Here is a 13890-nt window from a genome sequence, read left to right on the forward strand (position 1 = left end):
CCCATCCGGGCCGCCTTCCTCGCTTGTAGCTCTCGTTAACGCTTACTTCTTCAGATCGAAGCGGTCCAGCTCCATCACCTTCACCCAGGCCTTCACGAAGTCCTTCACGAACTTCTCCTTGCTGTCGTTCTGGGCGTACACTTCGGCGATGGCGCGCAGTTGCGAGTTGCTGCCGAACACGAGGTCGACGCGCGTGCCGGTCCACTTGCGCTCGCCGGTCTTGCGGTCGTGGCTGCCGTAGATGCCTTCCTCACCGGCCTTCGGGGCCCAGGCGTGGCGCATGTCGAGCAGGTTCACGAAGAAGTCGTTGGTGAGCTGGCCCACGCGATCGGTGAACACGCCATGCTTGCTGCCGCCGGTGTTGGCGCCCAGCACGCGCAAGCCGCCCACGAGCACCGTCATCTCCGGCGCGCTCAGGGTGAGCAGCTGGGCGCGGTCCACGAGCATCTCCTCGGCGGGTACGCTGTAGGTCTTCTTCTGGTAGTTGCGGAAGCCATCGGCCTGGGGCTCCATCACAGCGAAGCTCTCCACATCGGTCTGATCCTGGCTGGCATCACCGCGGCCGCTGTTGAAGGGTACGGTGATGCTGAAGCCCGCATCCTTGGCGGCCTTCTCCACGGCGGCGCAACCACCGAGCACGATCAGGTCGGCGATGGACACCTGCTTGCCGCCGGCCTTGAACTCGGCCTGGATCTTCTCCAGCGTGCCGAGCACTTTGCCGAGCTGCGCGGGATCGTTCACCGCCCAGAACTTCTGGGGCGCGAGGCGCACGCGCGCACCGTTGGCACCGCCGCGCTTGTCGCTGCCGCGGAAGGTGCTGGCGCTGGCCCAGGCGGTGGCGACGAGCTCGCTCACGCTGAGGCCGCTGGCAAGGATGCTGCTCTTCAATGCGGCCACATCAGCGTCAGCCAGCTTGGTGCCGGCGGGGATGGGGTCCTGCCAGATGAGGTCCTCCTTCGGCACTTCGGGTCCGAGGTAGAGGCTCTTGGGGCCCATGTCGCGGTGCGTGAGCTTGAACCAGGCGCGGGCGAAGGCATCGGCGAAGGCTTGCGGGTCCTTGTGGAAGCGGCGCGCGATGGGCTCATAGATCGGGTCGAAGCGCAGCGAGAGGTCGGCCGTGGTCATCGCGGGGCGGTGCTTCACGTTGGGGTCGTGTGCATCGGGGATCATGTGCTCGGGCTTCACATCCTTGGCCAGCCACTGCCAGCCGCCGGCGGGGCTCTTCACCAGTTCCCATTCGTAGCCGAAGAGCATGTCGAAGTAGCCGTTGTCCCACTTGGTGGGGTTCGGCTTCCACGCGCCCTCCAGGCCGCTGGTGATGGTGTCCTTGCCCTTGCCGCTGCCGAAGCTGTTCTTCCAGCCGAAGCCCTGCTCCTCGATGGGAGCGCCTTCGGGGGCGGGACCCACGTGCGACTCGGGACCGGCGCCGTGCATCTTGCCGAAGGTGTGACCGCCAGCAGTGAGCGCAACGGTCTCCTCGTCGTTCATGGCCATACGCTTGAAGGTCTCGCGCACGTCCTTGCCGCTGGCCACCGGGTCGGGGTTGCCGTCAGGGCCTTGCGGGTTCACGTAGATGAGGCCCATCTGCACCGCGGCGAGCGGCGCTTCCAGATCGCGATCGCCGCTATACCGGCTGTTGGGCTTGTCGCTAGTGGCGAGCCACTCGCTCTCCGAGCCCCAATACACATCCTCCTCCGGAGCATAGATGTCCTCCCTTCCGCCGCCGAAGCCGAAGGTCTTGAAGCCCATGCTCTCCATGGCGACGTTGCCGGCCAGTACGAAGAGGTCGGCCCAGCTGAGGCTGTTGCCGTACTTCTGCTTGATGGGCCACAGCAGGCGGCGTGCCTTGTCCAGGTTGCCGTTGTCGGGCCAGCTGTTCAGCGGGGCGAAACGCTGGTTGCCGTTGCCGGCGCCTCCGCGGCCATCGGCCGTGCGGTAGGTGCCCGCCGCGTGCCAGGCCATGCGGATCATGAGGCCGCCGTAGTGCCCCCAGTCGGCCGGCCACCACTCCTGGGAGTCGGTCATCAGCTTCGCCAGGTCGGCCTTCACGGCCTTCAGGTCGAGCTTGGAGAAGGCCTCGCGGTAGTTGAAGTCGGGGTCCATGGGGTTGGACACCGCTTGGTGCTGGTGCAGGATAGCGAGGTTGAGCTGCTCAGGCCACCAATCGCGGTTCCGCATGCCGCGGCCGGCCACCGGATGGCGCATCGCGCCGTGCATCACCGGGCATTTCGCAGCTCCATTGCCGTTGGAGCTCATGGTTTCAGGTTTCGTTTCGTTTGCCATGGGTATGGGGGTGTTTCTTGGGGAGGAGCGCGAAGTAACGATCACTTCTATTTATGCGGACAATTACGGCATCGATTCAGTCGATATGGGAGCCTTTCGCCAACATTGCACACGGCACCGGGGTTGAAGGAAGGACCCATACGGCGCCTAGGCCATGAGGTCCATCAGTCTGGCGCCCCCATCGGCCACGGCATGCTCCTGCACCGGAGCGCCTGACGCATCCGCCGCCCACTCAAGCACGCCGATGGACCGGTGGCCTTCCTTGGGCGGCAGACAGTATCTTCGGAACCAGCCCCTTCGAAGCCCCCCTCATGACACCAGAGCCCCGTGCGCATGATGCCGGCATCGCCACGCTTATCGTGGCGCGACCCGACCTGCTGGAGATCCACTACCACGGAGGCATCGTATTCAATGCGGATGCCGTGGCGGCGGTACAGGCGAAGCGCCGCGAGGTGATGGGCGACCGGCCCTATGCCACGCTCACCATCATACCGGAGGACGTGGACTACAGCATGGATTCCATGGAACGGGACCAGGGGCATGGCGACCGCGCACGCAGCCAGCTCCTGGCTTCCGCAGTGGTGGCCAAGGCCAGCATGATCGAGCTGCTCACCAAGCTTTACCTCTCCTATTACCCGCAGCTGCACCGCACGCTGGTCACGGACGACGAGCAGGCCGCACGCCACTGGCTCGACCGGCAGCTGGCCCAGATCACGCCCACTGGGAGCTGAGCCCGCGATCCGCCGCCGCTCCCTTCAGGCGGCTCAGGCGCTTGGCTTCCGCTTCAACAGGGCCGCGCAGATCAAGCTGATGAGCAGCCCCACCGGAAGGATCTCCAGGTAGGTGAAGGCGACCTTCACCACCGGGTTCTTGTAGAGCTCTCCGAAGGACCGCATCTCCGCCACCTTGGCCTGCACCTCCGCCTCCGGTGCGCCGCCCTGCTCCAGCTCAGCCTTCGTATGCGCGATGTAGCTCTCCATGAAATCCTGCTCCATGCCGGCGCTGAGCACCAGCCAGGATGCCACGTACAGGGTGGAAGCGACAGCGGTGATCGCCATGCCCAGCAGGAAGGCCCTGCCGAAGCTGATGGCCCCGCCCAAGTGCCGGTCGCGGCAGGCCCGCACCCCGAAGTAGATGGTGGAGAGGGCAATGACCATGGTGGTGTAGCCGATCAGCTCGCCATTCTCCCAGTCGTGCTGGCCGTCGCCAAGGGTCAGCCACATCATGGCCGAGACGATGATGCCGGCGATGGTGCCGTAGATGAGGACGATGCGTTTCATGTGCATGCGGGTTTCGAGGATGCGAACCAACGGCGATCATGCGGCCATCGCATCATCCTTCGGTCGGAATCAGGCGTCCTGCAGCGAAGATCCATACCAAAGTACGAGCGCGATCAAGGTATGAGGCCCAGCGTTCTTGCTTCATGCACCGCCTCGGTGCGCCGCCGCACGGCCAGCTTCCGGAACAGGCTGGATGCATGCGACTTCACCGTGGGCAGCGAGATGAAGAGCTTGTCCGCGATCTCCTGGTTGGAGCGGCCTTGCGCCATCAGCTGGAGCACATCCAGCTCACGGCCGCTGATGCCCCGTGCGCGGACCGCCTCCTCATGCGGCAGGGGCTGCGCTGCGCGGGGCGCTTCCTTCCGTCTACCCTCCGGCAGCTTCGCCCCCGCCCAAGCGCCGAGGGCCGCGAAGACCACCGCCACCGCGCCCACGTAACCTTCCACGGGCAGATCGCGCATCCAGAACTTGTACTCCATGACCCTCAGGAGGAGCACCAGCGCAGCCAAGGCCGCACCGTAAGGCACCACGGTCCACCAGAAACCGCATGGAATCCCCTGCATCGCGCGAGCCATCGCCGCAAATCTCGGTAGCACGTTCCACCTGTGCGCTGGATTCCATCGCCGGTGCTACTTTGCATCGGCCGAACCATACCGCCCGTCGCCATGCGCGTACTGCTCCTGCCCTTGTTGGCACTCCTCGCCACCAGCCTCAACGCGCAAAGCGTCAACGATCCCGTGGAGATCGACTACCAAGGCACATGGTACCCTGGCACGGTCCTGAAAGTGGAGGCGGAGAAGTACTTCGTCACCTACGATGGCTGGGATGAGTCCTGGAATGAATGGGTGGGCAAGGAGCGGCTGCGCGGCATGAGGCCAGCGGAACCCGCCGCGCCGCCACCAGCTCCCGAGCCCAAGTACAACGTCGGTGACCGCGTGGAGATCCAGTTCGGATTCAACACGGCGAATGCCACCGTGGTGGGCGTGAACGCCACGGAAGGCAAGTACGAGTTGAAGGTGGACGGGATGGATACCATGTGGTACACCGGGGACCTCATCATCCGGAAGCTCTGACCGGTCCGCACCTGACCGCAGGGAGCTTCACTGCATGAAGCCGCGCGCGAACAGCGAGTGCCGCAGCCAGGGCTGAGCGAGGCCCATCCAGACGGGCTTCATCGCCGGTATTCGCTCTGCACCAGGCCGCCGGGATAGGTGCGGCTTTCGACGAGCTTCCAGCGGATGTCGGTCTCCAATGCGCCGAACAGCGGGATGCCTTGGCCGATGAGCACCGGCAGCCGGGTGATGATCAGGCGGTCGATCAAGCCCGCGCGCAGGAAGCGTTGGATGGTGAGGCCACCATCGATGTAAAGGCGGTGCAGGCCTTTGGGCGCGAGCGCGGCGACCAGTTCCTGCGGCGATGCGCTCATCACCTCCGCATCAGCGCCCCGGGAGCGCGCGGCGGCGAGGTCGACCGGCCGGGTGCTGAGCACGATGACCTTCTTCGTGTAGGGCCATTGCTCGAAGCCCATCACGACTTCGAAGGTGTTGCGCCCCATCACGATGGCGTCGATACCGGCTATGAAAGCCTGGTAGCCGTGGTCGCCCATCGCAGCCGTGCCGTCGCCCTCCAGGAAATCAAGCTTGCCATCGGGGCGTGCGATGAAACCATCGAGGCTGACGCCGCAGAACACGGAACAGGTGGTGGACATGTAGGCAAGGTAGGAATCGAACAACAGCCGGCCTTGGTGATCGCTTCGGCCCGCATCCGCAACAACCTGTCGCATTGCACGCAACGGTTCAACGATCAATGGTCCAGCAAGCGGCCGGACCTTTGCAGCGGGACTGATCAACAACCATGTGGCGCCGGGAGCGCGACAGACCTCCGCGGTGGCTTGAGTGGAGACCCGGTGGCGACCAGACACAGTGACCGCAGGATCCTTAGCTTCATTCCATGCATGCCATCCTCACCCTCGTGTTCATCGCCGCGCTGGTGCTGAAACTGCTGCACCTCCCCTACCACACCGTCCTTCTTCTTGCAGTGGCCGCCATCGGCATCGGCACAAGCCTATCCGGCCTGCGCAGCGATCGGAAGTCCGAAGCCTGGTGCCGGCTCGCTTTCTGGACCTGGCTGCTGCACCTGGTGGCGCTGCTCAAGCTCTTCCCCTTCCGCACGGCCACGCTTGTCCTCGCGGTGGCAATCACGGTCGTGGCGGTCTTCATGGCCTTCCGCCACCGCCCTCTGACCAACGCGCTGCGCCCCCTTGCCGGCGCATTCATCGCGGTGATGCTCGTGATGGCCGTCCCGACCGCCACGCGCTTCCACTTCACCAACCTGCGCTTCAGCTTGGAGCGCGACACGGATCCTGGAACGTGGGACAAGTACAGCTTCCTCCTTTCGCGCGAAGGGCGGAAGACGGAGGCGCTGGCGGCCAACGATGCCGCGCTTGCCGCCGCAGCCGGCGCTGCGCCAGCCTTACAGGACCTGATGGAGCGCCGCACCCTGATCGAGCAGGATGCCTGGGACCGCTACGTGCCACTGGGTCACGGTCAGTGAGTCGCTAGCGCGTATTCGCATCGCACCAACCCGCCCGGGAAGCTGCGGCTCGCCACCAGCCACAAGGGAATATCCTTCCCAAACGGGCCGAAGAGCACCAACACCTGCTTGACGATAAGCCGATCGATGAGGCCCTCACAACGTATGCAACGCCTATCACTCTTCAATGGGACTAGTAAGCACAAGCGCAGGGCACGGTCCTGGCGCACGGAAGAAGCCCTGTTGTGGGCTCGCTGCACGCGATCACAGCCGCGTCACCAGCAGGGGATCCACCGCACGCTTCCTGTTCAGCAGGTCCTCCACGGCACCCACGGAGGGTTCCTGCTGCAGATGCTCCACCTCCGTGGTGGTGAGCCCCACCAACTGCAGGAAGCGCAGCTCGCCATGCGGTGTCGCGATGGTGCCCAGCTCGGGATCCTCGGCGATCGCCAGGCCGGTGATGTCCGTGTCCATACCCAGGCGGATGGGGCCCTTGGCCGGGATGAACTCGTTGGGCTCGAACCAGCGCCCGCTGCCATGCAGGTAGCGCGCCAGGTTGTTCATCAGGCCCGTTACCCAGGTGGGATCCCCCTTATCGCCCGGCACCGGGTACACGCGGAAGGTGAGCTCGATGCCGAGACCGCTGTAAAGGCCTCCCACTGCGGCCTCATCGTAGTAGAGGGCGCTGAGGCCGTAGCTCACCACATGGATGTGTCCGGGAACGCCCGGATGGTCGTAGTAGCTGGTGCCGTCCAGCGGATCGGGGCCACCCGCGATGAAATGCAGCGGTGCGGCGTAGTGCCGGGGCTTCCGCTCGCCGTACACGGTGGCCAGGCGCGCATCGATGCACTGCCAACCGACCGCATCGTCCGGTGTGTAGGTGGCTCGGTATTCCTCCAGGGTCATGAGCGGCAATAACGAGGAACGAATGTACCCGGAGCGGTCAGGATGGAGCGTGGTTCGATCGAACGCGGAAAGGCAACACGTAAGCGGACAGCTCCGGCGGAGGCACTGTGCCGCACCCTCCATGGTCGCAACTGCCGCCCCCCTACCTTCACCCCATGGCCATGCACCGCTCCTACGCCGCCTCCCACAAGGGGCTACGCAACATCCTCGGACAGTTCTCCCTGCTCGCCGGCCGCACCGACTACGGCAGCGCGGCGGACGTGCAACGCCTCAAGGCCTTGGGCGATGAGATGTTCATGCTCCTCACCCACCACCTGCACACCGAGAACGACCACCTGCTCGCCCTGCTGGAGAAGCGTGTGCCCGGTGCCGCGCAGCACGACCTGCGCGACCACGAGGAGCTGGAGGTGATCCAACAGGACGTGGCCGACCGGCTCGCCCGCTTGGACGGCACGCAGACGGCCCTCGAGGGCCACGCGTTCTACCTCGCCTTCACCGCGTTCCGAGGGCGCTACCTCGGTCATATCCACCACGAGGAGGTGGTGACGGAGGAACTCCTCCTGAAGCACTTCTCCGAGGCCGAGCTCATCGCCAATAGCGAACGCATCGTGCAGCAGGTGGAGTTCCCCGTGCTGCTCACCTCGCTGAAGTGCATCGTGCCGGCACAGTCACGGGCGGAGAACCGCGCGCTCTTCGCGCAACTGAAGAACGCACCGCCCGAGGCCTGGAACGCGGCGATGGATGCCGTGCGGCCGGTGATGGAGGCTGGCGAGCTGGAAGCGGTGGCGGGCTGAGGCAGGCGTTGACACGACCTGAAATGGCTCCCCGCCGAAAGCACGACAGACCCGGCGGAGGTTGGGGAGGACACCCTGTGGTGGTCCAAGAGGGCGGATATTGAGGTGGACACCGTGCTGTGGTCTAGCGATCAAGAGCATCCGTGTTAGCGGGAGGCAGGTCGATCAAGTAAGCGTGGCACGAATCGCAGATCCGCGTCAGCGACAGGAACGCTAGCGCGAGCGGGCGGCAAATGCGCCAAAAGGGGGACTACGGATCACAGATCCGGGGGAGCGGGGGGAGTTCTGATTCTCCTGACGCACCGGGAACGTCACATGGTCAAGACTAACTTTACCAAGCGCCGAACCTTTCGCAGACCCGATGACACGAGACATCCACTTTTTCCTGGGCGCCAGCCTTTGTGCGCCCATGCTCTGCTCCGGCCAATTCTCAGGGCCCCGACCGGTCACCACCGAGTTCGTGCTCGATGCAGGTGTCATGGCGGTGGGAGATACCGACAACGATGGCGATCTGGAGCTCGTTGCTGGAGGGATGGCCGGACTGGTCCTGTTCGAGAACACGGATGGGCAAGGCGCTTTCCAACCCGTCGTTGTCCTTGATCGGTCCGTGTACATCTGGTGCGAGGCGCTGCACGTTGTGGACGTGGATGACGATGGGCTCGCCGACATCGTGATCGAGCACGAGGACATCGCTTGGTGCAGGAACCTCGGGGGGAATGGATTCAGTCCCCCAGAACCGTTTCCCGGTACGGGGCCGAACCATCACATGATCGCCTTTGACGACTACGATGGTGACGGCGACCAGGATGCCATCATGATCATGCCACCAGGGAATCTTGTCCGAATGGAGAACCTCGGTGCCGGGCAGTTCGGCACGGCTGCGGCTCTGGGCACGGTGCAGTACGATTCCGATCTGACGCTCTTCGACCTGGATGGCGACGGCGACCAGGACATCACCGCGACCGAATACACGGGCATCGAGGCAAGGGTGTTCAGGAACAATGGGAACGGCACGTTCAGTCTTACCAGCACCCTGCCGCTCATTGGCTGTGGTGCCGTTGGCGGGAACCATGTTGTCGCAGCGGATGTCGATGATGACGGGAACGAGGATCTAGTGCTGAGACAACTGTGCAATGGGCAGATCGAGTGGCGGCGGAGCCTCGGGGATGGCACCTTCCAGCCGCCCGTGCTCGTCGCTGCGTTCTCCGATATGACGATCGACATCCTGTTCCTTGACCTCAATGATGATGGCCTGCGTGACCTGGTGGCGCTGACGCAGGAGGACATCCAGGCATCGTTGAACCAAGGCGCAGGTGTGTTCAGCCCTGCGCAGCCCCTGAGCCGGTCCATCCTGAACACGTACCATGGCGCGATCTGCGCTGCGGACATCAATGGCGATGGCCTTCCCGAGCTCTTCGCGGCCGATATCGGTTACAGCCGGGTGCGCCAATACCACCTGCCAGGTGACGGCTCCCTCGTGTTCCATCAATTCCTGGGTGACTACACCCCGCGGCCCTTCGAGTTCGTGCGCATCGCCGACCTGAACGGTGATGCCTACCCCGACGTGGTGCGCACCTATGACTACGAAGGCATGGTCGTGGCCTATGCCAGCAACCAGGCAGAGCAATTCAGCCTGCCCTACATCCTTGCGCGCACCGATACAACGTTGCAGGCGGATATCGACCTGATCGACATGGACGAGGACGGGGACCTGGACCTCATCGTCCTCGCGGACTCGCTGCACCTATACATCAATCAGGGTGGCTTCCAGTTCGTGAAGACCTACTCGTATTTCAGCCCCCAGTTCGATTACAACTCCCGGCTGAAGTGCAACGACCTTGACGGTGATGGTGATGTGGACATCCTGTACACCAGCTTGGGGGCCATCCGGCGCCTGCGCAACAACGGGGACAACACGTTCACGCAGCTGCCCAACATCAGCCCCCTGCAGTTCGGGGCCAGGTTCGGCCCGCTGATGGATGTGGACGGTGATGGCGACCAGGATGTGCTCGCTGACGACGACGGCGACCTGGTCTGGATCCGGAATGACGGCAGCCTGAATTTCGCGCCGCGCGTCACGATCGGCTTCTTCTACGATCATGTCGACACCGCCGACATCGACATGGACGGCGATCTGGACATCTTCTGCTCCGGCCTCGGCCCCGATGCGTACTGGTGGGAGCGGACCGGCCCCGCCACCTTCGCTGCCGCGCAACAGATCGGTCTTAGCGGCTTGCTTGCCGGCTGGCCGCGCATCGCGGACGTGGATAGCGATGGGGACCCGGATGTGGTCGTGCTCGACTGGAATGGAGGGGGATCGGTCGCACTGAATGACGGCTCCGGGAATTTCGGCGCTCCTCAGTTCCTGATCAGCATGGAAGGGATCATCGACTATGCCGAAGAGGCGTGCTTCGCCGACATGGACCTGGATGGTGACATCGACATCGTCCATTGCTGGGAGGACGCTCAGGGCAATCCGCTCATGCTGGCCTGGCGAGAGAACCTGGGCATCACCACCGGCTTGGAGGAGGTGGCCCGGACCAGCATGTCGCTTGCGCCGAATCCCTTCCTGGACCATGCCCAGCTCGTTCTCTCCGCGCCGCTCACCGCTGCGCAGCGCCTGGAGATCGTGGATGTCCATGGCCGCATCCTGCGCAGCATGCCAGGAGGAGGCGATGGCACGATGACCGTGGACCGCGCCGGCTTGTGCAGCGGCGTTTACCTTCTGGATATCCGCGAAGCAGGCCGGTCGTTGGGCAGCATCCGCATGGTCATCCACTAGAGCGCGCCTAAGCGATCCATAGGGCTGCAAGCGGTAGCGCGTGCGGTCAATCCCGGCTCACGGCCGGGACAGCACGACAGACCCGGCGGAGGTTAGTGGGACACCCTGCGGCGGAACAGGCTACGGCCAGATGGAGGAGGTTCGGTAGGACACCCCGCGATGGTCTAAGAGCAGTTCACCTGCACCGACCGATCCCTCCGGTTGGCCATGGCCACCGGGGGACCAGTGCTTACAGGACGCCCCCGACCTCCACGAACGTGGGTATTGCCGGTCAGCAGGGCCATTCTTGCTTCGAGGCCAGAAACCTTCAACCTATGCGCCACCTTGCACTCGCTGCGATAACCATTCTCCTGGGGCTCCATAACCCGGCGGTCACACCTGCCCAGACCCTCACGTCGGAATTCGTGAACGCAGGCTATGCGATAGCCGACCTGGGCACGATCACGGATCTGCCCACGCCGTATGGTGGCCTCACCATCAGGCCGGCAACGCCCGATACGCTCTATATCGGAGGCGCTGCCAATGCCCCCACCGCAGCGGTGTACAAAGTGCCCTTGATCCGCGATGCCGGCACACAGCAGATCACCGGATTCGCCGGGCCGGCCATCCTGCATGCTCCAGCCCCCAACATCGACGGGGGGCTCAGCTTCGACCCCAGCGGCACCATGCTCTACACGCGGTACAGCATGAACGAGATCGGGCAGCTGCTGCCCGATAACACCACCCTGAGCATCCCGCTCACACCGCTCGGCGTTGGCTCATCCGTGGGCAGCCATGCCTTCGTGCCCAATGGATATCCCGGCGCGGGCAATCTCATCCTCGCCTCGTACAACCAGTGGGCGCTCTACACCCTGCCCTACACGGTGGCCACAGGGGGGCTCTACAACTTCCTCAATACCGTTGCAGAGGTCTCCGTATCCGGTGTCGCTTCCGGTCCGGAAGGGATCGCTTACGTGCCCATCGGCTCCGCCGCATTCCCCGTCCCTTCCATGGTGGTCTCCGCATATGGCCTCGGGAAGATCGTGGCGTTCGAGGTGGATGCCAACGGATTGCCGGTCCCGACCACCGCCCGCGACGTGGTCACCGGACTGACCGGCGCGGAAGGCGCTTTCATCGACCCGCTCACCGGGGACTTCCTCTTCTCCACCTTCGGCGGCAGCAACCGCGTGGTCCGGGTATCCGGATTCGAGCTGCCCACCGCTCTTGCGGAGGTCACGCATACGCATACCCCGCTCACCGCATCACCGAATCCCACCAACGGACCGCTGCGCCTATACAGGGACCCGTCGGAACAGATTGATGCGGTGGAGGTGCTGGACGTGAATGGGCGTGTGGTCCTTCGCACCGGACGCCCAGCCGATGACCTGATCGACCTCGGATCGCTGGAGACCGGCGTATACGTGGTGCGGGCCTTCATGGAGGAGGGCCTGCGCACCGCGCGGGTGGTGCGGGAGTGAGATCTGTTCTTCCTCCGAACCTGCCCAGGGTCCTCTGTATTCGGAGAACCGCTAACCCTGAGAAGATCCTGAACGACATCCAGATGACGCCCGATGCGTTCGTGGCGGCATTGAACGATTGATCAAGACTTCGGGCCGCAGTGCCTGTCCCGCCTCAGCGGGAGTCGTCCGCACAAAGCAGTGGACAGACCCGGCGGAGGTTTGCCGAGCATCCCGCAAGAGGTTACCTTTGAAGACATGGAATGGCGCACGCGCATCGTTTCCGACAAGGACATCCTGCTGGGCAAGCCGGTGATTAAAGGCACGCGCATCTCCGTGGAGCTTATCCTGGAGTTGATGGCGGAGGGCTGGACGGAAGCCCAGGTGCTGGAAAGCTACCCGAACATCACCGCGGATGACCTCAAGGCCGTGTTCGCGTATCTGCGTGATGGCATGCACCAAGCCATGTACCTGCCTTTGCGCCGCACCGCGTGATGCGCTTCCTGGCCAACGAGAATTTCCCGGACCCGAGCATTCACGCCCTGCGTGATGCAGGTCATGATGTGAAGAGCATCCGTACGGACGCCCCGAGCATTGCGGACCATGAGGTCATCAGCATGGCCCAGGAGGAGCAACGCATCATCCTCACCTTCGACAAGGACTACGGGGAGCTGATCTTCAAAGGCGGCATCGACTCACCACCTGCTGTGCCCTTCCTCCGATACCGGGGCAAAAACCCTCAAGCGGCTGCCAGGCTGATTCAGGAATCACTCGTTGCAGGCACCCAACTCGAAGGACGCTTCACCGTGATCGAAGAGGAGGGCATTCGGCAGCGGATCTATTGACCCCGGAGTTACCGGCGAAGATGGTGTGGTGAGAGCGGCTCCGGGCCGCAGTGCCTGTCCCGCCTCAGCGGGAGTCGTCCACTCTACGCAGCGGACAGACCCGCCGGAGGTTCGGGACGACACCCTGCGGTGGCCCCAAGCACTGCGTAACTGAGCGAAGACACGGATCATGACCGCGCCGATCGGCCCTCCCTATCTCCCTGCCGATAGACCGGTCCATTGTCGGATCAACTCCAACACCTGTTGGTCCTTCTGTGCCAACTCCGGCCGTTGCCGCCCTTGTCGGCGGATCTCGGCCTCCACATCCAGCAGCATGCGGTGCCGCTGCCCGGCAGAGAAGTGATCGAAATAGCGCTTCATATCCAACGACTCTTCCAGCGCTCGTTGGTCCTCACCGAGGAGCCCTTGGTCCAGGAAGGTGGTGAATGAGGTCAACCGCTTGGCTTGGTCCCAAATGCCGGTCGCATTGCCGTGGAACATGGACCCGAAGATCTCCGTGGTGCCGTCGGCAAGCTGCTTCACGCCTTGCATGGCAGGCGTGTGGTTCACGGAGAAGAAATCGAACAGGCGTTGGATCGGATCCTTGCTTCTGTTGAAACGTTTGAGGTAACGCTCGAAGAAGTGCGCGCTGAAGTAGATATCCGCGTCGCTGCCGAGCAGATCCACCCGCACAGCACGCAGCCGGGAATCCCGACCGTGATAACGGACCAGGCCAGCTATGTCGGTGCTGCGTTTGGTACGGATCAAGACCAGGATCCACTCATTACCGCGCGGTGAACGCCATTTGATGGCCTGCTCCAGGCGATCGATCCCCTTGGGCGCGATCCGAAGCTCACGCTCCAGGCGCTTGCCGATCGGCTTCAACTTGTTCACCAAGGCGCGCAGGTCCTTACGTGCGTCATCGGCGACTTCCTTGGGCGTCATCGAACGTACGATCATGGCATCCGGGCTTTGTCCGCCGCTTGTACGGATACGCACAGGTGGGGTTCCCCTCTTGCATATGATGCGCTTACGGCTGCGAGCCGGAGTGCC

The 13890-nt window shown here is 63.8% G+C and carries 14 protein-coding genes; 8 read left to right on the forward strand and 6 right to left on the reverse strand.

The features are described 5' to 3' along the window. Positions 1-42: 42 nt before the first annotated feature. On the reverse strand, positions 43-2256 hold the full coding sequence (gene katG, locus QY325_09825) for a catalase/peroxidase HPI (GenBank protein ID WKZ65061.1): 2214 nt from the start codon (positions 2254-2256) through the stop codon (positions 43-45). Between the two features lie 338 nt (positions 2257-2594). Between katG and QY325_09830 the strand changes: the two genes are divergently transcribed. Further along, positions 2595-3014, forward strand: a complete 420-nt coding sequence (locus QY325_09830; protein WKZ65062.1) for a hypothetical protein — start codon at positions 2595-2597, stop codon at positions 3012-3014. Positions 3015-3047: 33 nt separating this feature from the next. Here QY325_09830 and QY325_09835 read toward each other — a convergent pair whose 3' ends face one another. Continuing rightward, positions 3048-3563: a DUF4199 domain-containing protein gene (locus QY325_09835; protein WKZ65063.1), complete on the reverse strand. Its 516-nt coding sequence runs from the start codon at positions 3561-3563 to the stop codon at positions 3048-3050. A gap of 113 nt (positions 3564-3676) precedes the next feature. After that, the gene (locus QY325_09840) at positions 3677-4138 is read right to left on the reverse strand and encodes a response regulator transcription factor (protein WKZ65064.1); all 462 of its coding nucleotides are present in this window, start codon (positions 4136-4138) and stop codon (positions 3677-3679) included. A 90-nt stretch (positions 4139-4228) separates the two neighbouring features. Between QY325_09840 and QY325_09845 the strand changes: the two genes are divergently transcribed. Next, positions 4229-4636 (forward strand): agenet domain-containing protein, encoded by a 408-nt coding sequence (locus QY325_09845; GenBank protein WKZ65065.1) that lies wholly within the window; start codon positions 4229-4231, stop codon positions 4634-4636. A gap of 98 nt (positions 4637-4734) precedes the next feature. On the opposite strand, the gene QY325_09850 is transcribed toward QY325_09845, so the two are convergent. After that, positions 4735-5271, reverse strand: a complete 537-nt coding sequence (locus tag QY325_09850; GenBank protein WKZ65066.1) for a dihydrofolate reductase family protein — start codon at positions 5269-5271, stop codon at positions 4735-4737. A 242-nt stretch (positions 5272-5513) separates the two neighbouring features. On the opposite strand from QY325_09850, the gene QY325_09855 reads away from it, so the two are divergent. Then, positions 5514-6116, forward strand: coding sequence for a hypothetical protein (locus QY325_09855; GenBank protein WKZ65067.1), 603 nt, complete (start codon positions 5514-5516; stop codon positions 6114-6116). A 243-nt stretch (positions 6117-6359) separates the two neighbouring features. Here the strand turns inward: QY325_09855 and QY325_09860 are convergent, their stop codons facing one another. Next, entirely contained in the window at positions 6360-7001 is a 642-nt protein-coding gene (locus tag QY325_09860; protein WKZ65068.1) for a suppressor of fused domain protein, read from the reverse strand. A gap of 155 nt (positions 7002-7156) precedes the next feature. On the opposite strand from QY325_09860, the gene QY325_09865 reads away from it, so the two are divergent. The 5 genes from QY325_09865 (at position 7157) to QY325_09885 (ending at position 12858) form a co-directional block, all read left to right on the forward strand. After that, entirely contained in the window at positions 7157-7795 is a 639-nt protein-coding gene (locus tag QY325_09865; protein ID WKZ65069.1) for a hemerythrin domain-containing protein, read from the forward strand. A gap of 361 nt (positions 7796-8156) precedes the next feature. Beyond that, the gene (locus QY325_09870) at positions 8157-10577 is read left to right on the forward strand and encodes a VCBS repeat-containing protein (GenBank protein WKZ65070.1); all 2421 of its coding nucleotides are present in this window, start codon (positions 8157-8159) and stop codon (positions 10575-10577) included. Between the two features lie 314 nt (positions 10578-10891). Further along, a complete protein-coding gene (locus QY325_09875; protein WKZ65071.1) occupies positions 10892-12034 on the forward strand; it encodes a T9SS type A sorting domain-containing protein in 1143 nt (380 codons plus the stop codon). 237 nt (positions 12035-12271) lie between these two features. Next, positions 12272-12508 (forward strand): DUF433 domain-containing protein, encoded by a 237-nt coding sequence (locus QY325_09880; GenBank protein ID WKZ65072.1) that lies wholly within the window; start codon positions 12272-12274, stop codon positions 12506-12508. Beyond that, entirely contained in the window at positions 12508-12858 is a 351-nt protein-coding gene (locus tag QY325_09885; GenBank protein WKZ67974.1) for a DUF5615 family PIN-like protein, read from the forward strand. The genes QY325_09880 and QY325_09885 overlap by 1 nt, the downstream gene beginning before the upstream one ends. A 192-nt stretch (positions 12859-13050) precedes the next feature. Here the strand turns inward: QY325_09885 and QY325_09890 are convergent, their stop codons facing one another. Next, positions 13051-13797 carry a hypothetical protein gene (locus QY325_09890; protein ID WKZ65073.1) on the reverse strand — a complete coding sequence of 249 codons (747 nt, stop codon included), beginning with the start codon at positions 13795-13797 and terminating at the stop codon, positions 13051-13053. Between the last annotated feature and the right edge of the window lie 93 nt (positions 13798-13890).

Source organism: Flavobacteriales bacterium (genome assembly GCA_030584065.1).
Taxonomy (GTDB): Bacteria; Bacteroidota; Bacteroidia; order Flavobacteriales_F; family PHOS-HE28; genus PHOS-HE28.

Excerpts from the sequence above, each read along its gene's own strand:
- katG (WKZ65061.1), bottom strand. The coding sequence starts at position 2,256 with ATGAGCTCCAACGGCAATGGAGCTGCGAAATGCCCGGTGATGCACGGC.
- QY325_09830 (WKZ65062.1), top strand. The coding sequence starts at position 2,595 with ATGACACCAGAGCCCCGTGCGCATGATGCCGGCATCGCCACGCTTATC.
- QY325_09835 (WKZ65063.1), bottom strand. The coding sequence starts at position 3,563 with ATGAAACGCATCGTCCTCATCTACGGCACCATCGCCGGCATCATCGTC.
- QY325_09840 (WKZ65064.1), bottom strand. The coding sequence starts at position 4,138 with ATGGCTCGCGCGATGCAGGGGATTCCATGCGGTTTCTGGTGGACCGTG.
- QY325_09845 (WKZ65065.1), top strand. The coding sequence starts at position 4,229 with ATGCGCGTACTGCTCCTGCCCTTGTTGGCACTCCTCGCCACCAGCCTC.
- QY325_09850 (WKZ65066.1), bottom strand. The coding sequence starts at position 5,271 with ATGTCCACCACCTGTTCCGTGTTCTGCGGCGTCAGCCTCGATGGTTTC.
- QY325_09855 (WKZ65067.1), top strand. The coding sequence starts at position 5,514 with ATGCATGCCATCCTCACCCTCGTGTTCATCGCCGCGCTGGTGCTGAAA.
- QY325_09860 (WKZ65068.1), bottom strand. The coding sequence starts at position 7,001 with ATGACCCTGGAGGAATACCGAGCCACCTACACACCGGACGATGCGGTC.
- QY325_09865 (WKZ65069.1), top strand. The coding sequence starts at position 7,157 with ATGGCCATGCACCGCTCCTACGCCGCCTCCCACAAGGGGCTACGCAAC.
- QY325_09870 (WKZ65070.1), top strand. The coding sequence starts at position 8,157 with ATGACACGAGACATCCACTTTTTCCTGGGCGCCAGCCTTTGTGCGCCC.
- QY325_09875 (WKZ65071.1), top strand. The coding sequence starts at position 10,892 with ATGCGCCACCTTGCACTCGCTGCGATAACCATTCTCCTGGGGCTCCAT.
- QY325_09880 (WKZ65072.1), top strand. The coding sequence starts at position 12,272 with ATGGAATGGCGCACGCGCATCGTTTCCGACAAGGACATCCTGCTGGGC.
- QY325_09885 (WKZ67974.1), top strand. The coding sequence starts at position 12,508 with ATGCGCTTCCTGGCCAACGAGAATTTCCCGGACCCGAGCATTCACGCC.
- QY325_09890 (WKZ65073.1), bottom strand. The coding sequence starts at position 13,797 with ATGATCGTACGTTCGATGACGCCCAAGGAAGTCGCCGATGACGCACGT.